Consider the following 17,613-nt stretch of genomic DNA (forward strand, 5'->3'; position numbering starts at 1 on the left):
ACCCACCGCATGCAGTTTTGCAACAGATGCAACTTTGCAGCCATGGTAATGTCCGTCACATGGAGGAGGACGCCGGCCGGCCGGGGCTGCGTGAGCGCAAGAAGATGCGCACGCGGCAGGCCATCGCGACGGCAGCGCTGCGCCTGTTCGCCGAGCGCGGCTACGAGGAGACGACGATCGCCGACATCGCGGCCGCCGCCGACGTCTCGCCCCGCACGTTCTTCAGCTACTTCCCCTCCAAGGAAGACGTGATCTTCGCCGAGATCGACGACCGGCTCGCCGAGGTCGCCGAGCGACTGCGCCGCACCCCCGGCGAGTCCCCCATGGAGACGATCCGGCGCAGCATCGTGGCCGTCCTGGAGGCGATCGCGGCGGAGCACCGCGACTACGGCCCCGTCCAGGTCGCCCTCATCCTGGAGCGTCCCGCCCTGCGCGCCCGGGCGCTGCAGCGCATGACCGACGCCCAGGACGCGATCGAGGCGCTGCTGCGCGAGCTGTGCCCCGGCATCTCCGAGATCGACGCGGTGGCCGCGGCGGGCATCGCGGTCGGCGGCATGCAGGCGGTCGTCGCGCACTGCCGCCGCGAGGGCTACGACCCCCTGTCGATGCGCACCGCCCTCGACCGCGCCGTGGACCTGGTCGAGCACGGCCTCGTCTCGGTGGACGCGCTGTCGCGTCCCTCCCCCTGAACCGCCGGGCACCGGCCGGCGGAGGCGCCCGCCGTCCGGTGCCCGGCTCAGCCCCCGCGTCCGGCCGACCGGATGGGGCGAAAGATCGGTAAATGTCCCCGGCGGGATGTAGAACTGCGGCTGTGGCAGACGAGACAGGACAGACGGACGACCGCGCGCGACTCTCCGAGCATGAGCACAACGTGGAGATCGTGCTGGGCCAACTCGTGACGAGATCCGGCTTCGGCAGACTGTCCGGGAGCACCCTCGCCCACATCGACATGGCCGGCCGGTTCCTGGCCGGAGCGCTGGACCCCGCGTCCGCCGCGGCCGCGCAGACGTCCGACGCCTGTCCGTGGGCGCCGCTGGTCGGACGGATCGGGGCCGTGGCGCTGCGGGCCGTCTCGCCCGCCACCGCCGATCAGCATCGGGAGACGCTGCTGGCCCTTCTGGAGCTCTGGTCGGGCACGCCCATGGCGGATCCGGCCGTCCGGCTGCGCAGGGGACGCGTGGCCGCGAGCGTCACCGCCGCGCGGGACGAGCACGGGGCGGCCGTCGCGATCGGGGGCGCCGACGCGGAATGGGTCGCCCGCAAGAATCCGGAGCTGTCCTTCCTCGACCGCGCGTTCGGGCAGGGCGACCCGCCCGCTCTCGGCAGGGTCGTGGGCGTCACGGACGCGCCCCTTGGCTGGGGTACCGCCGATCAGCTCACCCGGCTGATCGCACTGGTCCGCGCCAAGGGCCCGGCGCCCTGGGATCGCAAGGCCGTGGACCTGCTGGCCGGGAAGACCGGCTTGTCCCGTGCCACCGCGAGTGTGGCGCTGTGCGGATTTCTCGGACACCCCAACGCCAGGGGCGGCAAGCCGACCCCGCAGGCGCGCAAGACCCTCAAGGTGACGCTCGGCGACCTCGAAGACGCCTGGTTCCGCGACATGGAAGGACACACCGACGAGGACCGGCTCGAACTCCTCGCAGACGTTCTCCCGCAGGACCCCGAGAAGCTGTGGGCGCCCGGCGGCCTCAGTGAGGTCGCGCTACGTCTCGCCCAGGCGTGGCAGCAGCGATTCGGCACGAAGGCGGTCGCCCCCCTCAGCACCATCCAGGCGGCCGAGAAGGTGGCCCCGAACGTCACCGGCGCCCAGCTGTGCGAATGGCTGGCCGATCCCGGTGCCGTCCCGCTGCTCACCAAGGACCTGGACTCCTGGCTGGAGTCCGACGACACCCCCAGGTACAAGAACCAGAAGTGCGTTCCGGCCGCCGAGACGCTCCAGCTCCGGAATCTGATCGAAGCCGTCTTGCTCGGGCTCCGCTGGTCCTACGAGGAGCTTCCCGCCGGTGACCCGGTCCGGGAGGGCGCACCCGCGGCCTACGACCTGCTGCTGCGACGGCTGGCGCACCCCGGCCTGCTGCTGCCGGCCTGCCTCTTCGACGTCGGGACGCAGGGGCTGGACGCGATCACCGACAGGTTCGGGACCGTCCCCTACCGCGGCCCCAGCGAACTCACCGTCGACTACGTCGACGACGGCCTCACGGTCGCCTCACTCGTCGAACACCAGCGGCTCGCGAGCCTGTTCTTCCGCCCCTCCGCCTACGGCGTGGACGCCCGAACCGAGCGCCTGGCCGAGGTGGTGGACGCGTCCCGCGACAGCAGGCACGCCTTCGAACGCGTGCGCCTGCTCCGCGGGAAGGGCGCCGAGGCCATGGCGCACCGCATCCGCTCCGGCGCACTACCGGAGGGGGCCTACGAGGCCGACCCGTCGGCGTCGGCGCCGTCCCTGGTGGAGGAGGTGGCCGGGCGGCTGGACGTCCCGCCGGACTCCGCCGCGCTCTACCTCCAGCTGCTGACCCTCGCCGACCCGACGGACCGCAACGTGCGCACGTGGAACCGCTGGACCCCGGCCCGCCTCCGCAAGGCCGCCGACCCCCTGGTGGCCCGCGACCTGGTGATGCGGCACGAGCACCGGGGCGCCGGACGCAAGATCTTCCTCCCCGGCCTGTGGACCCAGGGCCCACCGCCCCAGGAAACATGGAAGACCGACCTGAAGACCGCGGCCGAAGCGGAGGACACTCACACCCCGTTCATCTGGCGCCCACTCCCCGACCGCTTCACCCAAGCCTGGCACCACGCCCAGAAGCAACCACCCACCCCACCCGCGTAGGGCGGCTCGCGTCGGTCATGGTCAGTCGCTGATTTTGATGCGGAGGCGGCGGAAACCGCGGCCCTTGTTCTCGACCTTGGCGACGGTGATGCGGCCGATCTGCTTGGTGGAGCCGACGTGCGTGCCGCCGTCGGCCTGGGTGTCGAGCCCGACGATGTCGACGATCCGGACGTCCCGCACCTCCGGCGGCACCAGGTTCGTGGCCGTCCGGATGATGTCGGGGATCTCGAACGCCTCGGCGCGGGGCAGCGTCCTGACGTCGATGCGCCGGTCGGCGTCGACCTCGGCGTTGCAGGCGTCCTCGACGGCCTGCTTGAACCCGGGCGGGACCTCGCGAAGGTCGAAGTCCATGCGCGCGGACAGCGGCTCCATGTTCCCGCCTGTGACGAGGCAGCCGTAGTCGCGGAACACGACCCCGCACAGCAGGTGCAGGCCGGAGTGGGTGCGCATCAGGGCGGTCCGTCGCTCGTTCTCGACCGCGCCCCGCACGACGGTGCCGGCGGGCGGGAGCGGGTCGCCCTCGGCGGGAACGAGCACGAGGTCGCCGCCCTTGCGGACGCCGGCGATCCGAGTCTGGACGCCCTGCCAGAGCAGGACGCCGTGGTCCGGGGGCTGGCCGCCGCCGCCCGGGTAGAAGGCCGACCGGTCCAGGACGATGCCGTCCGGGCCCGCGTCGAGGACGACGGCCTCCCATTCCCGGAGGGCCTGGTCGTCCAGTTCCAGTCGTGTGGTGCGTCCGAGGGTCTCCGCGCTCATGCCGTCACCCTAGAGCCGCCGGCGCGAGGGCGCAGGGTTACCAGGGGCCGTAGGGGCCCTGGCGGGAGCCGCCGCGGCCGCCGTTGTTCTTCTTGTACGGGCCGACGGCCGGGCGGACGTCGGCCAGGTAGACGGCGGCGGCGATGAACGCGGCGACCGGGAGGATGCCGAGCAGCAGCGCGATGGGGCTGGCGCCGAGCGCCACCGGCGCGACCGCGTACGCGGCGCCGACCACGGTGGCGACGATCAGGATGATCATCCACAGCTTCTTGCTCTGCTTGCTCGCGGCGGCGTAGGCGTTCACGGGCACGGTCAGCGAGTCCACCAGCGCCCAGGCCTCCATCGCGAACGCGATGATCAGCAGCAGCCAGAAGAAGTAGTCCAGCACGTTGAAGCCCGACATCGGCGATCAGCGCTCCTGCTCGTCTCGGACGGCGACTCCTCGTCGCACGCGGGTCTTCCCTCAGCGCAACCCTATGCGCACCGTCCACCGGTGCGGCCTGATGGAACGGGCACCTGTAGGGACGACGGAGCCCGGCCGGGTGTTCCCGGCCGGGCCCGATCGCTCGACGCCGTTACTTCTTCGTGGTGGAGCGGGACTGCCCGGTGGCCCGGCTCTGCGCCGTCCGGCGCTGCGCGGTGCGGGCCTTGGACGCCTGCTTCGGCGCGGCCTGGTCGGCCGCGGCGATCTCGGCGACCTCGGAGGCCTCGCGGTGCACGACCTTCTTGCCGCGCTCGGCGAGCTCGTCGATGAACTCGAAGGCGCGGGTGCCGAAGTGCGTGGCGTACGCGACGGCGGCGCCCGGCAGTTCCCTGGCGTCCACGCGCTCCTGGTACCGGGAGACCTCGCCGCGGTAGCGGGCGGCGGTCTCGCGGACCTGCACCCGGTAGCGGTCGACGGTCTCGCGGACCTCGCCCTGGTACCTGGTCACCTGCTCGGGGACCTCACGGATCTTCTCCACCGCGAAGTCGCCGGCGCCGGCCACGGCGTAGACGGCCTTGTTCTCGCGGAGGTTGCTGGCCAGCGTCATCCGACCTCTTCCTTTCCCTTGTGCTCTGGTCCGGCCTGTTCAGGGCCGGTCTGTTCCGGTTCGGCGGTCTCGGCGGGCGCATCGGGCTCGGCGCCGAGGACGCCGCTGGCTTCGTTCTCCTTGAGGAACGACGCGTAGATGTCGAGCAGAACCTGCTTCTGCCGTTCCGTCAGGACGAGGTCGGCCCGCACGGCGGCCTGCACATCGGTGTCGGCCTCGCGGTCCTCCAGGATGCCGGCCTGCACGTACAGCGCCTCGGCGGAGATCCGCAGCCCCTTGGCGATCTGCGCGAGGATCTCGGCGCTCGGCTTGCGCAGGCCGCGTTCGATCTGGCTCAGGTACGGGTTGGAGATCCCGGACACGTCCGCCAGCTGGCGCAGCGAGATCTTCGCCCGCGTCCGCTGCTCCCGGATGTACTCCCCGATGGAGCCGACCTTCGAACTCGCCATGTCTCCACTCTCCGTCATGGTGCTTGCTATTGCAAGCACCATAGCTAGCACTTTGTGGTGAATCGCCTCACATGACGTAAATGCCAGGTGGCGCAGGTCACGCACCCCGGGAGTCACGCGGGTCGCGGCGCCGGTGTCTTGCGGACGAACCACTCGTCCACCTGGGAGGAAGCTCATGAACACAGCGCTGTGGATCGGGGCGGGGCTGCTGGCGGCAGTGGCACTGACCGGCGGTTTCACCAAGGTCTTCGTGCCCACGGCCAAGCTGGCCGAGGCCCCCGGCGGGCAGTGGACCGGGGACGCCGGGGACGGCTTCGTGAAAGCGCTCGGCGGCCTGGAACTCCTCGCCGCCGCGGGCCTGATCCTGCCCGCCGCGGTCGGCGTAGCACCGGTCATGGTGCCGGTGACGGCCGTCTGCTGGGTGCTGCTGATGGTCGGCGCGATGGTCACGCACGGCCGGCGCGGAGAGGGCAGGTTCGTGGCGTTGAACCTGGTCTACCTCGCGCTCGCGGTCTTCGTCGCGGTGGGCCGCTTCGGCCCCTGGTGAAGGGCCGGGGCCGGGGTCACAGGGACGGGGCGGCGTACGGATCGTGCTCGGCGAGCAGCTTGTCGAGGCGGGCCTGGTCGACCCGGGTGCTGATGGCCTGGGTCTCCTGCCGGTCGCGGACGCACTTGGCCAGCGTGAACGTGGACGTGATCACGTACAGCAGGCCGAGCGCCAGGAACGCGCGGACCCACGCGCTGACCGGCAGGTACGCCACCCCGACGGCGACGGCGGTGCTGGAGACGGCGAACGAGATCGCCGCCTGGACGAAGAACGCGGAGGAACCGGCCTGCGCGGGCGGTTTGGAGGTCGTCATGGGACGAGTCTGCGGCCCGCCAGCGTCCCGGGCCTGAGTACCGGCACTCAACCGCCCCTGCGCGAGGAGCTCAGAACCGGGCCGGGAGGTCAGCTCACCTTGGACGGGGACGCGATCCAGGTGTTGCAGACGGTCAGGTCGCGCCCGTTGAAGCCGGTGATCACCCAGCCCGCGTAGTGGCGTCCCGAGCCGTGGTCGCGCTTGTCCGGCGGCTGGCGGTCGTCGCCCCTGCCCAGCACGTCGTTGATCATGGCCGTGTACTGCTCGCGGGTCATCGGGAGGGTGGTGCGCTCGCTGCCGAGGAACGCGCCCGCGAAGCACTGGGCCTGCAGCTCGATGCGGCGGCTCGCCTCCGTCCGGGTGGCGGTGTCGCCGGACTCCATCTGGCCGTCCCCGTAGAGCAGGATCCCGGCCCGGTCCTGGACGTGGTGCCCGTACTCGTGCGCGATCACGCGGGCGTAGACGGCGTAGTGGGACAGCGGCTCCCCGCCCGACGTCTCGACGACGTGCCGCAGCCCCACGTACATCGTGTTGTTGGCCGGGCAGTAGAACGCGGACGCGCCGGGAGCAGGGTAGGAGCCGCAGGGGCTGCGCCCCGGCTCGACCCAGAACACCCGGTCGGGCTTGTCGAACGCGATGCCCGCCTTGGTGAACTGCTTGGTCCATGCCGAGTCCAGGCAGTCGCTCAGGGTGTCCATGAACCCGCGCATGGACTGGGCGGACGGCTGGATCGGCGGGAGGCGGCAGCTCACCGGCGTCAGCGGGCCCGTCTTGTAGATCTTGCTGTTGGTCGCCTTCTCCCGCGGCGTCGAGGGGCCGCCGGACGTGGTGGTGGACGTCCCGGTCCCGCCGGCGGCGCCCTGGCTCCCGCCGAACAGCGAGATCCCGAGGATCGCCAGGACGACCAGGGACGTCAGGCCGCCGAAGATGCCCGCGATCGTCCCGCCCGCGCTGCGGCGCGGCGGCGGGCGCATCGGGACGTACCGGTACTGCGGCGGCCCGTAGGCAGGAGACCCGTATCCCGGCCCGCCGTACGGCGGTCTCCCCTGCGGCGGCGGCCCACCGTACGGCGGCCGGCCGTAGGGGGGTCCCGGTGGCGGCGGCGGAGGGGGCGGCGGGGGGTAATGACCTGCCATAGCGCAGAATCATCGCACGCATTCCCGATACCATTTGCGGCCATGTCTGCTCTTGCGGCGATGTTCCGGTCGCGTCCGGCGGTCCTGGCGGTCTCGGCGGCGCTGGCCTTCCCCCTGCTGACCAGCACTTCCGCGGTCGCGGCCGAGGTCGGCGGGGCGCCCGCGGCCGGTGCGGCGGCCTCCGGTCTCGCCGCCGCCGAGCGGGTGCTCAAGGACGACGTCGTCCTCACCGCGGTCCAGGGCGGCACGGTCAGGGTCAAGGAGACGATCGTCTACCGGTTCGCCGGGCACGACGGCTTCCAGCGGACGTACCCGACCCGGGTGCACGAGAGCCTCACCGAGGACCGCGTCTACAAGATCGAGAACCTGCGGGCGGCCAGCCCGGACGGCGGGCCGTCGAAGGCCACCGCGTCCGGCGCGGGCCTCAACACGACGGTCAGGGTGGCGGGCGACCGGAAGCTCACCGGGGACCACACGATCGTCCTGGAGTACGACGTGCGCGGCGCGATCACCCGGATGGGGGCGGCGGAGGAGCTGCGCTGGCCGGTGGTCGGCGGCTGGAAGGTGCCGCTGGACGAGGCGAAGGCCACCGTCGACGGCGGCGCGATGATCCGCAACGTCAACTGCTTCACCGGGCCGATCGGCAGCACGATCGGCTGCACGCAGTACTACACGAACCACACGCACACCCAGGGCGTGTTCGCGCAGCAGGGGATGCTGCCCGGCGAGTACCTGACGGTCGTCGCGGGCCTGCCCTCCGGGACGACGGGCGGGCGCGCGATCTACGAGCGCCGCCACACGGTCGCGACCGCGTTCTCCGTCAACGCCGTGACCGGCGCCGCGCTCGCCGGCCTGCTGGTGCTGCTGGGCGGCGGCGTCCTCGCCCTCTACCTGCTGCGCGGCCGGGACGCGCGGACCGTCGGCAAGCGGGCCGCCGAGGGCGACCAGGTGCCGGTGGCCGGGACGGAGTTCGAGCCGCCGAACGGGGTGCGGCCCGGACAGATCGGCACGCTGATCGACGAGCAGGCCGACGTGATCGACGTGACCGCGACGATCGTCGACCTCGCCGTGCGCGGCTACCTGCTGATCGAGGAGGAGGACCGGGCCGTCACCGGCCGCCTCGACTGGGCGCTGCGCCGCCTGGACCGCCCGCAGACCGACCTGCTCCCCTACGAGCGGATCCTGCTGGACGCCCTGCTCACCGCGCCCGACGGGTCGGCCCGGGACGCCGTCCGGCTGTCGGAGCTCGGCGGGACGTTCGCGACGAAGCTGGCACAGGTCAGGTCCGCGATGTACGACGACGTGGTGAAGCAGGGCTGGTTCGCGCGGCGGCCCGACACCGTCCGGTCCCGGTGGACGGTCGCGGGCATCCTCGTGACGCTGGCCGGCATCGCCGGGACGGTCGCGCTGGCGTTCACCACCGAGTGGGCGCTGGCCGGGCTCGCGCTGATCATCGCGGGCGCGGCGCTGGCCTATGGCGGCCAGTACATGCCGGCGAAGACGGCGCGCGGCGCCACGGTGCTCGCGCACACGATCGGTTTCCGGGCGTTCCTGGAACGCGGCGCCATCCCCGACGACGGCTCCATGGCGGCGCGCCAGCGGATCGCGCTGTTCTCGCGTTTCCTGCCGTACGCGGTGGTGTTCGACGTCGTGGCGAAGTGGGCCGAGACGGTCGAGGACGCGGGCGAGCGCGCGACGGGCGCCGACAACCTCTACTGGTACGAGGGCCCGGCGGAATGGGACCTGTCGAAGTTCGCCGAGTCGATGCGCACGTTCACGCTGGCCACGTCGGGGTCGATCTCCCAGTCGCGCGGGCTGTGACGGCCCCCGGCGGTTAACGGCCTGACGCCGGGTAAAGCCTGGGCGAGGAGGTGTCGCCTCATGGTGGCCGCTGCGATGCTCGCCGTCCCCGTGCTCGCCCGATCCGACCGCTTGGGGGACGCCGCCTTCATGGCCGTCGGCCCGGCCGTCATCTTCGTGGCGCTCATCGGCTGGGTGACGGTGGTGCTGACGACGTCGCGCAAGCGCCACCACTACCCCAGCGCCGAGGACGGCCTGCCGCACCGCGGGCCCGTCATGGGCGGTGTGATCATGGGCAGCCCGGCGCAGCGGACGCGCCGCGATCCGGCCCCGTCGGTGACCCACCGCGAGGTCATGGCCCATATCGAGCGGGGACGTGCGGAGGAGGAGGCGGCCCGTACGCGGGAGCGGGCCGAAGCGGGGAAGGTCCGCGCCGAGCCGCCCGCCAGGAGCCGCCGCAGATTCGGCCTTCCCCGGCTCCGCTGACGCGGAGGCCGGCGCAGAGGACGCGACGCCCGCCGGGTCAGGCGACCCCGCACCCGGGCCGGCGGGCGCCGTAGACGCCCGCGGTGGCGGCCGAGACCCCTCCCGGCCGCCACCGCGGGTCTTAACGGTCGACTCGGTCTGCTCGTAAGATGTCTGACATCTTACGAGGGAGGCTTTCGTGGCGTTGAGTCCCGTACCGGGCGGATCGACGGTGGACGCCGTGCTCGACCAGCTCCAGGCGCAGGTCAGCGCGGGCGCCTGGCCGGTCGGCCGGCGGATCCCGGCCGAGCTGGACCTGGCGGCGCAGCTCGGGGTGAGCCGTCCGGCCGTCCGGGAGGCGATCCGGGCGCTGTCGCACGTCGGGGTGCTGGAGGTGCGGCGCGGCGACGGGACATACGTGCGCAGCAGCGCCGACCCGCGCCCGCTACTGCGCCGGGTGTCCCGCGCGTCCGCCCGGGACGTGTTCGAGGTGCAGCTCGCCTACGACGTCCAGGCGGCCCGGCTGGCGGCGCGCCGCCGCACCGGCGCGGACCTGGCGCGGCTGGAGGGGCTGCTCCGCGCCCGCGACGAGGCCACCGAGCCGGACGCGTTCGGCGCCGCCGACGCGCGGTTCCACCTCGGCGTCGCGGAGGCGTCCCGCAACCCGGTGCTGATCGAGGCGATGCGGTTCTTCATCGACCGGCTGCACGAGTCGATGCGCGCGATCAGGATGGACCGCGAGGTCCCCGAGGCGGGCCCGGCCCGGCACCGCGCCGTGCTGGACGCGATCGCGGCGGGCGATCCGGAGGCCGCGGCGTCGGCCGCCGCCGCCGTCGTGGAGCCGACCCTCGCCGTCCTGGAGTCCCTGCTCGGCGACGCCGGGACGCCCGGGGAGGACGCGTGACCGGACGGCGCGCCGGGCTGGCCGTCGCCCTGCTGATGATCGTCCTGCTGGCGGTCAACCTGCGGCCCGCGATCGCGGCGGTCGGGCCGCTGCTGACCGAGATCAGCGACGCCTTCCGGCTGTCCGGGACGGCGGCGGGCGCGCTCACCACGCTGCCGCTGGCGTTCTTCGGCTCCTACGGCCTCCTCGCCGCCTTCCTGCGCCGCCCGCCGCGCAGCGAGACCCTGCTCGTGTGCGCGATGGCGCTGCTCGTCGCCGGGCTGCTGCTGCGGCTGCCGGGCGGCGTGGCGGCGCTGTTCGCCGGCTCCCTGGTCGCCGGGATCGCGATCAGCATCGGCAACATCGCGGTGCCGGCGATCATCAAGCGGGACCACCCGTCCCGGATCACCACGGTCACGGCCGTCTACACGGTCGCGGTGACGGCGGGCGCGTCCCTGTCGTCCGGGCTCGCCGTGCCGGTGGAGGACTGGTTCGGCGCGTCGTGGCGGCTGCCGCTCGGCCTGCTGGCGATCCCGGCGGCGCTCGCCGGGCTGCTGTGGCTGCCGAGGGCGCGGCGGGCGGCGCACGCGGCCCGCTCGGCCCCGCCCGCCGCGCCCCCGCGCGGCGTCGCGGCGCTGGTGTGGCGGTCGCGCCTGGCCTGGCACGTCACGGCGTTCATGGGCCTGCAGTCGCTGCTGGCCTACGTGGTGATCGGCTGGCTGCCGACGCTCTGCCAGGACCGCGGGATGGACGCGGCGTCCGCCGGCTACGTGCTGGCGCTGGTGGCGGCGGTCCAGGCGGTCGGGTCGCTGGCCGTCCCGGTGCTGGCCCGCCGGACCCGCGACCAGCGCCCCCTGGTGATCGCCACGGTGGCGCTGACCGCGCTGGGCTTCGCCGGGGTGACCTGGGCGCCGATCGGCTCGGTGTGGGCCTGGACGGTGGTCCTCGGCCTCGGCCAGGGCCTCGGCTTCGCGACCGCGCTGTCGTTCATCGGGCTCCGCGCGCACGACGCCCACGTCGCCGTCCAGCTGTCGGGGATGGCGCAGGGCGTCGGCTACGTCATCGCGGCGCTCGGCCCTCTCGCCCTCGGCGCGCTGCACGACGCCACCGGCGGTTGGACCGTTCCGATGCTGGGCGTGCTGGCCGTCTGCGCCGCCCTGGCCGTCCCGGGACTGCCCGCCGGACGGCTCCGCACGGTGGGCGCGCCCGCCGCCCCGGCGCCCGAGGTGGTTAACACGGGTTCCAGCGGACACATCCCTAACTGAACCGGCGTGGTCCGGTCCGCGCCATCGGGAGGTGGTCCGCCTTGCTCGCCACGATCGTCGCCGACCCCGTGCTGGCGAACACGTCCCCCACGGGCGCCCGCTACTTCGTCTGGATCATTCCGTTCTTCATCATCGGCGCCCTGGTGGCCTGGGTGTACGCGACGCGCGCCGCCTCGTCCAGGAAGCTCCACTGCTCCCGCAGGAACAACCAGCTGAACCAGCGGGGCATGGAGCAGGGCGGCTACTACACCTACGCGCCGGGGATGTTCTCGCACAGCTACCCGCCGGCCAAGGAGGGCCAGCCGCTGGAGTTCCGCAAGGACAACCCCCAGCCCGGGCGGGAGCCGAGGAAACCGTGGCCGGAGGGCGTCCTCTACGAGCAGACGATCTTCAAGGGCGAGTTCGAGGACCTCAAGACGCCCAAGGACCCCGAGCCCCTCTAGCCCGTGTTTCACAGTCCCGGCCCGCTCCGCTCGCCTGGCGGCTCGCTACGTAACCGGTACTGGGCGAACGCGGCATCGCTTCGCGATCCGCCCGGCTCCGCTCGCCTCCGGCCTCGCTCCACCGGCCAGGTCACACGTTCGCGCGCGTGGCCGAGGCCACTTCGAGACGGGCCCTAGCCCGCCGGACGGGAGGCCGGGCCCCGCTCCGCGCGCGTGTAGACGGTGACGACGAGCCCGGAGTCGAAGGCGTGGGTGTCGGCCGGGGTGAACGCCGCCACGGAGAAGGGCCCGTCGAACAGCGGGATCCCGGACCCGATCACCAGCGGGTGGCGCTTGATGACCAGCACGTCGATCTCGTCCGCCACCGCGGCGGCGAGCTTCCCGCCGCCCGCGAGCCAGATGTCGAGCCCGTCCCCCTCCTTCAGGTCGCGGACCAGACCGACCGGGTCGCCGGGGACGACGGTCACCGCGGGGTCCTCGACCCTGATCGTCGCCGAGACGACGTACTGCTCCAGGTGCGGATACGGGCTGGTGATCCCGGCGGCCAGGGCGGGCTCGTAGGTGCCGCGCCCCATGACGACCGTGTCGAAGTGCCGGTTCGGCGCGTCGGCGATGCCGAGCGGGCCGCGGACGTGGGCGGGCAGGCTCTCGGGGTACTCGGCCTTGATCATCTCGGCCGGCTCGCCCTCGAAGGGCATGAAGTCGTACTGCCCCTCCGGCCCGGCGATGTAGCCGTCGAGGGTGGCGGCGACGTAGTAGACCAGCTTGCGCATGCGGTGCTCGCTTTCAGGCGTGGTGTACGGAAGGGAAGCGGGCCGCGCGTCAGCGGGCGGAGCCGGGCTTGCGCGGCGGCCGCGGCCGCGGAACGCTGCGGGGCTTCGGAACGTGCCGGTCCCAGCCGGGACGTCCCGCGCGGGCGGGCAGGGCAGGGCGGTTCTGGGGCAGGCGAAGTGCGGAAGGGGTGGTGGACCGGGCGCGCATGCGATCTCCTCGACACTGGATTTGATGTACTCTAAGTGCAGTGGTTTGAACTTAGTACTGCACTTGCAGTGATTGCAAGCTGGTGTGATGGAGGTCACAGTGCGACGCAACCCGGCCCGTCGGGCCGCCCTGCTGGACGCGGCGATCGAGGTCCTGGCCCGCGAGGGGTCGCGGGGCCTGACGCTGCGCGCCATCGACGCCGAGGCGGGCGTCCCCACCGGCACCGCCACCAACTACTTCGCCAACCGCGCCGACCTGCTCACCCAGGTCATGCACCGCACCCGCGAGCGCCTCACCCCCGATCCCGAGGCGCTGGCCGAGACGATGCGGCAGGCGCCCACGCACGCGCTGGTCACCGAGCTGATGCGCCAGCTCCTCGGCCGCATGCGGGCCGACCGGCCCGGCTACCTCGCCATGCTGGAGCTACGGCTGGAGGCGACGCGGCGCCCGGAACTGCACGCCGAGCTCGGCGGCTTCCTCACCGCCGAGCACGAGGAGATCGTCCGCTACCACCTGGACGCGGGCCTGCCCGGCGACGCCACGGGCGTCGGCCTGCTCTACTTCACGATGGCCGGGCTGCTCCTGGACGACTTCACCGCCCCCGCCATCACGGAGCCCTACGACACCGGCGCCCTGATCGAGACGATGGTGGACCGTCTGCTGCCGGAGAAGAACTAGGCGGTCCGGTCGAAGACGCCTGGTGCCGGGCGGATGGCGCCGACGACGCCGTCCCCGCCGCGCACCTCGACGGTCGCCAGCTCGTCCAGGGCGACCCGGTCGGTGCCGTCGTGGACGCCGAGGGCCCGCAGCAGCGCGACGGTCACGGGCGTCCGCGCCCGCATCGCCCCGTCGTCGATCTTGACGACGCCGGCGCGCCCGTCGGCGAACGCGAAGGCGTCCACGCCCTCGGCGCCGCACTTGACGAGCAGGCCGGGGACGGCGTCCATCAGCTGCCGCTCCTCGCGCCGGGTCCCGGACGTCCACTGCGGGTGCGTCCGCATGGCGTCGGCGACGCGCCGCTCGTGAGTGCCCGGCTCGGCGAGGACGAGCGCCCGGAACGCCCGCGCGACGCCCGCGATGGACACGGCGAACAGCGGTGCCCCGCACCCGTCCACGCCGACCGCCGTGGCGGGCTCCCCGGCCAGTTCCTCGACGACCTCCCGGACGATCCGCTGCAACGGGTGGCCGGGATCGAGGTAGGAGTCGGTGGGCCAGCCCGCCGTGACGCATGTGGCGAGCATCGCGGCGTGCTTCCCGGAGCAGTTCATGCGCAGCCGGGACTGGCCGCCGCCCGTCCGGGCGACCTCCTGCTGCGCCGCGGGGTCGATCGGCCAGCTCTCGGGGCAGCGCAGGTCGCCGGCCCCCAGCCCGGCGCCCGCGAGGATCTTCTCCACCCCCTCGACGTGGAAGTCCTCACCGGAGTGGCTGCCCGCCGCGAGCGCGAGCAGCTCGCCGCCGAGTTCGAGCCCGCCGCGCAGGATCGCGACCGCCTGCATCGGCTTGTTCGCCGACCGGGGGAAGATCGGCGCCCCGGTCTCCCCCGCCCGGAAGGCGACGCCCCCGTCGGCGGCCAGCCCGATCGCCGCCCCCCGGTGCCGGGACTCCACGAACCCGGAACGCTCCACCTCGACCAGCACAGGATTGACGTCCACCGCACCCCTCCATCACCACGACACCGGAGCCACCGGCGCTCTCCCCGCCCCGGACGGCATCTCCGAAGGTCAAGTACCCGGCGTACCCCATGAAAGCGGCACCCGGCCCCACGAAAACGGCCAGGTTGCCCCATCCCGGCTTGACTCGCCCGGAGGGGTGCTCGCGCCGGTCAGCGGGGTCTGGTGGCGAGGAGGGTGCGGGCCTCGGCGGGCGCCATCGGCGGGCGCCCGGCCAGGTGCGCCGCCTGGGCCGCGCGTTCCACCAGCTCGACGTTCGCCGTGACCGGGCGGCCCTTGGCGAAGGTGACCGTGTCCTCCATGCCGACCCGCAGGTGGCCGCCGGCCGACAGGGCCGCGAACAGGACGGGCAGGGACGTCCGGCCGATGCCGGTGGCCGACCACGTGGCGCCTTCCGGGAGGGCCTCGACGGCGGCGACGAGGGTGCGGGCGTCGCCCGGCATCCCGCCCGGGACGCCCATCACCAGGTCGCAGTGGACGTGGCCGCCGTAGGGGAGCCCGTGCTTGTCCAGGAGGCGGCGCAGCGACGTGATGTGCCCGAGGTCGAACAGCTCGAACTCGGGGACGACCTCCAGCTCCTGGGTGCGCTTGTACAGCTCCACCATGAACGACCACGGGTTCATGAACACGTCGTCGCCGAAGTTGACCGTCCCGCAGGTGAGCGAGCACATGTCGGGCCCGGCATCCAGGACGCGGAGCCGGTCCTCGTACGGGTCGGTGACCGCGCCGCCCGTGGACAACTGGACGATCAGGCCCGTGCTCTCCCGCAGCGCCGTCACCGTGTCCCGCAGCAGGAACGGGTCGAGGGTGGGCCGCGTGTCGTCGTCGCGGACGTGCACGTGGATCACGGCCGCGCCGGCCGCCTCGCACTCCTCGGCCGTCCGGACCAGTTCATCCAGGGTGACGGGCAGGGCCGGAACGTCCGCCTTGGCGGACTCCGCGCCCGTGGGCGCCACCGTGATGAGCGTCGTTGCTCCCATGTTCGGCAGAATGCATGGTCATGCGTGCTGTAGTCCAGAGGGTGAGCCAGGCCAGCGTGTCCGTGGACGGGCGCGTCGTCGGCGCGATCGAGGGGCCGGGACTGCTGGTCCTGGTCGGCGTGACGCACGACGACGGCGCGGAAAGCGCCCGCAGGCTGGCGTCCAAGCTGTGGGGGCTGCGGATCCTGGACGGCGAGAAGTCGTGTTCCGACGTGAACGCGCCGCTGCTCGTCGTGAGCCAATTCACTCTCTACGGGGACGCGCGGAAGGGCCGCCGTCCGAGCTGGACGGCCGCCGCGCCCGGTCCCGTCGCCGAACCCCTGGTGGACGCGGTGGTCCGGGAGCTGCGCGAGCTGGGCGCGAAGGTCGAGACAGGGGAGTTCGGGGCGGACATGAAGGTCGCGCTGGTCAACGACGGGCCGATCACGCTGATCCTGGACGTCTGACCGCGCGGCCGGCCGGGCGCGCGGCTCAGCGGAACCCGTAGACCATGCCGACGAGCGCGGTGACGGTCCCGGCGGCGGCGAGGAGGATGAGGACGCGGTCCTGCGGGACGAGGCGGCCGCGCACGCCCGAGGACACCACGACGGTCCCGGTGTCGCTCTCGTCCCCGACGGGCCCCTGCTCGAACGGGTTGCGGAGCCCGGCGAGCCGCCACAGCGCGTCGTTGCGGAGCCGCTGGTGGGCCGGGCCGCAGGCGAACAGCCGGCCTCTGGTGCGCTCGGTGCAGGCGGCGCCCTTCGGCGTCAGCACCCGGCACAGGGTGGGGACGAGCGCGAACTCGTACAGGCACCAGGCGAGCAGGCCGAGCAGCGCGACGCGCCATGAGTGCTGCCACCACGCGATCCCGGCGATCGCCGCGAACAGGGCCCACCAGGTCAGGGCGGACTCCCGGCGCGGGCGGCGCCGGGTCCCTCCCCTCCGCGCCGCGGGCGGCTCCCCTTTCCCCAGGTTCGGGACCATCGGTAGGAATCCACCTTCCCCGGGCGGCGGTCGGTCAGAAATCGTCTTATCAGACGATATTCGTCCCAGGGTCGGGCTGCTACCCGTGTTTCGCGGGCCGGCGGCGCAGAGCGATCTGCGCGTTCGCGCCCGTCTCCGGTGACACGACGACCTCCTGCGCCGCCGCGACGCCGCCCGCGAGCAGCTCCGCGTCCACCGGGACGTTCCGCTTGACCAGCGCCAGCGCGATCGGCCCCAGCTCGTGGTGCCGCGCCGCCGACCCGACGAACCCGACCGTCCGGCCCCCGGGGACCTCCACCGGGTCGCCGTGCGCGGGCAGCCGGTCGACGCTGCCGTCCAGGTGCAGGAACACCAGGCGGCGCGGGGGCCGCCCCAGGTTGTGGACGCGCGCGACGGTCTCCTGTCCCCGGTAGCAGCCCTTGTTCAGGTGGACGGCCGTCTCCACGTACCCGGCCTCGTGCGGGATCGTCCGGTGGTCGGTGTCGAGGCCGGCCCGGGGGCGGTGCTCGGCGATGCGCAGCGCCTCGTACGCCCAGATCCCCGCCGGCTTCGGGCCCTCCGGGAACTCGCCGCGCGGGACGATCCGCGTCGTCGTGCCCGCGACGTCCGGCCAGGCGGGACGGCCGTCGTCGGGGCCGCCCGGCCCGGTGACCACCATGAACTCGTCCGACACGTCGGCGACCTCGACGCGCAGCATGAACCGCATCCGGTCGAGGAACTCCACCAGCGCCGGGGCCGCGCCCGGCTCGACGTGGGCCCACACGGCCTCGCCGTCGTCGACGAGGAACAGGTGGTGCTCGATGTGCCCGTTCGGGCCGAGCAGCAGCGCCTCGGTCGGCTCCGCCGGCTTCAGCCCGTCCAGGTGCTGGCTCAGCAGGCTGTGCAGCCAGCTCAGCCGGTCGGGCCCCGAGACGCGGACGACGCCCCGGTTGCTCCGGTCGACGAACGCCGTCCCGTCCTCCAGGGCGCGTTGCTCCCGCGCCGGGTCCCCGTAGTGCGCGGCGACCTCCTGGTCGGGCGCGTCGGCGGCGACGGCTCCGGGCGACTGCAGCAGAGGGCTCTCCATGCCGTCCAGACTATGTCGCGGACCGGCGGATCGCGCCG

The 17,613-nt window shown here is 73.2% G+C and carries 21 protein-coding genes; 10 read left to right on the forward strand and 11 right to left on the reverse strand.

Going from position 1 to position 17,613, the window contains the following annotated elements; all coding sequences use genetic code 11:
* Window positions 1–59: 59 nt before the first annotated feature.
* Together BJY14_RS15985 and BJY14_RS15990 are read left to right on the forward strand one after the other, a co-directional pair.
* The gene (locus BJY14_RS15985; RefSeq protein WP_179844334.1) at window positions 60–689 is read left to right on the forward strand and encodes a TetR family transcriptional regulator; all 630 of its coding nucleotides are present in this window, start codon (window positions 60–62) and stop codon (window positions 687–689) included.
* Window positions 690–811: 122 nt separating this feature from the next.
* Complete coding sequence (locus BJY14_RS15990; RefSeq protein WP_179844335.1) at window positions 812–2,827, forward strand: hypothetical protein; 2,016 nt, start codon at window positions 812–814, stop codon at window positions 2,825–2,827.
* Between the two features lie 21 nt (window positions 2,828–2,848).
* Here BJY14_RS15990 and BJY14_RS15995 read toward each other — a convergent pair whose 3' ends face one another.
* From BJY14_RS15995 to BJY14_RS16010, 4 genes are all read right to left on the reverse strand, one after another.
* Window positions 2,849–3,583 (reverse strand): alanyl-tRNA editing protein, encoded by a 735-nt coding sequence (locus tag BJY14_RS15995; protein WP_179844336.1) that lies wholly within the window; start codon window positions 3,581–3,583, stop codon window positions 2,849–2,851.
* Window positions 3,584–3,620: 37 nt separating this feature from the next.
* Entirely contained in the window at window positions 3,621–3,986 is a 366-nt protein-coding gene (locus tag BJY14_RS16000; RefSeq protein ID WP_218905412.1) for a DUF2516 family protein, read from the reverse strand.
* 172 nt (window positions 3,987–4,158) lie between these two features.
* A complete protein-coding gene (locus BJY14_RS16005; protein WP_179844337.1) occupies window positions 4,159–4,614 on the reverse strand; it encodes a hypothetical protein in 456 nt (151 codons plus the stop codon).
* Window positions 4,611–5,063 (reverse strand): helix-turn-helix domain-containing protein, encoded by a 453-nt coding sequence (locus BJY14_RS16010; RefSeq protein ID WP_246395941.1) that lies wholly within the window; start codon window positions 5,061–5,063, stop codon window positions 4,611–4,613. Before BJY14_RS16010 ends, BJY14_RS16005 begins: the two co-directional genes overlap by 4 nt.
* Window positions 5,064–5,238: 175 nt before the next feature.
* Here BJY14_RS16010 and BJY14_RS16015 point away from each other — a divergent pair, with 175 nt between their 5' ends.
* Window positions 5,239–5,610 carry a DoxX family protein gene (locus BJY14_RS16015; RefSeq protein WP_179844339.1) on the forward strand — a complete coding sequence of 124 codons (372 nt, stop codon included), beginning with the start codon at window positions 5,239–5,241 and terminating at the stop codon, window positions 5,608–5,610.
* 16 nt (window positions 5,611–5,626) lie between these two features.
* On the opposite strand, the gene BJY14_RS16020 is transcribed toward BJY14_RS16015, so the two are convergent.
* Window positions 5,627–5,923 (reverse strand): YiaA/YiaB family inner membrane protein, encoded by a 297-nt coding sequence (locus tag BJY14_RS16020; protein WP_179844340.1) that lies wholly within the window; start codon window positions 5,921–5,923, stop codon window positions 5,627–5,629.
* Between the two features lie 89 nt (window positions 5,924–6,012).
* Window positions 6,013–6,897, reverse strand: coding sequence for a neutral zinc metallopeptidase (locus BJY14_RS16025; RefSeq protein WP_179844341.1), 885 nt, complete (start codon window positions 6,895–6,897; stop codon window positions 6,013–6,015).
* 204 nt (window positions 6,898–7,101) lie between these two features.
* On the opposite strand from BJY14_RS16025, the gene BJY14_RS16030 reads away from it, so the two are divergent.
* The 5 genes from BJY14_RS16030 (at window position 7,102) to BJY14_RS16050 (ending at window position 11,915) form a co-directional block, all read left to right on the forward strand.
* On the forward strand, window positions 7,102–8,880 hold the full coding sequence (locus tag BJY14_RS16030) for a DUF2207 domain-containing protein (protein WP_246395943.1): 1,779 nt from the start codon (window positions 7,102–7,104) through the stop codon (window positions 8,878–8,880).
* 60 nt (window positions 8,881–8,940) lie between these two features.
* Window positions 8,941–9,345 (forward strand): hypothetical protein, encoded by a 405-nt coding sequence (locus tag BJY14_RS16035; protein WP_179844342.1) that lies wholly within the window; start codon window positions 8,941–8,943, stop codon window positions 9,343–9,345.
* A 178-nt stretch (window positions 9,346–9,523) separates the two neighbouring features.
* Complete coding sequence (locus BJY14_RS16040; RefSeq protein ID WP_218905414.1) at window positions 9,524–10,228, forward strand: FadR/GntR family transcriptional regulator; 705 nt, start codon at window positions 9,524–9,526, stop codon at window positions 10,226–10,228.
* Complete coding sequence (locus BJY14_RS16045; protein WP_179844343.1) at window positions 10,225–11,472, forward strand: CynX/NimT family MFS transporter; 1,248 nt, start codon at window positions 10,225–10,227, stop codon at window positions 11,470–11,472. The genes BJY14_RS16040 and BJY14_RS16045 overlap by 4 nt, the downstream gene beginning before the upstream one ends.
* 41 nt (window positions 11,473–11,513) lie before the next feature.
* Window positions 11,514–11,915, forward strand: coding sequence for a hypothetical protein (locus BJY14_RS16050; RefSeq protein ID WP_179844344.1), 402 nt, complete (start codon window positions 11,514–11,516; stop codon window positions 11,913–11,915).
* Window positions 11,916–12,088: 173 nt separating this feature from the next.
* Here BJY14_RS16050 and BJY14_RS16055 read toward each other — a convergent pair whose 3' ends face one another.
* Window positions 12,089–12,688: a dihydrofolate reductase family protein gene (locus BJY14_RS16055; protein WP_179844345.1), complete on the reverse strand. Its 600-nt coding sequence runs from the start codon at window positions 12,686–12,688 to the stop codon at window positions 12,089–12,091.
* A gap of 307 nt (window positions 12,689–12,995) precedes the next feature.
* Here BJY14_RS16055 and BJY14_RS16060 point away from each other — a divergent pair, with 307 nt between their 5' ends.
* Window positions 12,996–13,574, forward strand: a complete 579-nt coding sequence (locus tag BJY14_RS16060) for a TetR/AcrR family transcriptional regulator (RefSeq protein ID WP_179844346.1) — start codon at window positions 12,996–12,998, stop codon at window positions 13,572–13,574.
* Here BJY14_RS16060 and BJY14_RS16065 read toward each other — a convergent pair.
* Both BJY14_RS16065 and BJY14_RS16070 read right to left on the reverse strand, forming a co-directional pair.
* Window positions 13,571–14,548 carry an asparaginase gene (locus BJY14_RS16065; RefSeq protein WP_179844347.1) on the reverse strand — a complete coding sequence of 326 codons (978 nt, stop codon included), beginning with the start codon at window positions 14,546–14,548 and terminating at the stop codon, window positions 13,571–13,573. The two genes, BJY14_RS16060 and BJY14_RS16065, sit on opposite strands and share 4 nt — an antisense overlap.
* Window positions 14,549–14,718: 170 nt before the next feature.
* Window positions 14,719–15,546, reverse strand: coding sequence for a beta-keto acid cleavage family enzyme (locus BJY14_RS16070; protein WP_179844348.1), 828 nt, complete (start codon window positions 15,544–15,546; stop codon window positions 14,719–14,721).
* 20 nt (window positions 15,547–15,566) lie between these two features.
* On the opposite strand from BJY14_RS16070, the gene dtd reads away from it, so the two are divergent.
* On the forward strand, window positions 15,567–15,992 hold the full coding sequence (dtd, locus tag BJY14_RS16075; protein ID WP_179844349.1) for a D-aminoacyl-tRNA deacylase: 426 nt from the start codon (window positions 15,567–15,569) through the stop codon (window positions 15,990–15,992).
* A 25-nt stretch (window positions 15,993–16,017) separates the two neighbouring features.
* Here the strand turns inward: dtd and BJY14_RS16080 are convergent, their stop codons facing one another.
* Window positions 16,018–16,509 (reverse strand): hypothetical protein, encoded by a 492-nt coding sequence (locus BJY14_RS16080; protein ID WP_179844350.1) that lies wholly within the window; start codon window positions 16,507–16,509, stop codon window positions 16,018–16,020.
* A 79-nt stretch (window positions 16,510–16,588) separates the two neighbouring features.
* The gene (ygfZ, locus tag BJY14_RS16085; RefSeq protein WP_179844351.1) at window positions 16,589–17,575 is read right to left on the reverse strand and encodes a CAF17-like 4Fe-4S cluster assembly/insertion protein YgfZ; all 987 of its coding nucleotides are present in this window, start codon (window positions 17,573–17,575) and stop codon (window positions 16,589–16,591) included.
* Window positions 17,576–17,613: the final 38 nt, after the last annotated feature.

The sequence above is a fragment of the Actinomadura luteofluorescens genome, from assembly GCF_013409365.1.
GTDB classification, from domain to species: domain Bacteria; phylum Actinomycetota; class Actinomycetes; order Streptosporangiales; family Streptosporangiaceae; genus Spirillospora; species Spirillospora luteofluorescens.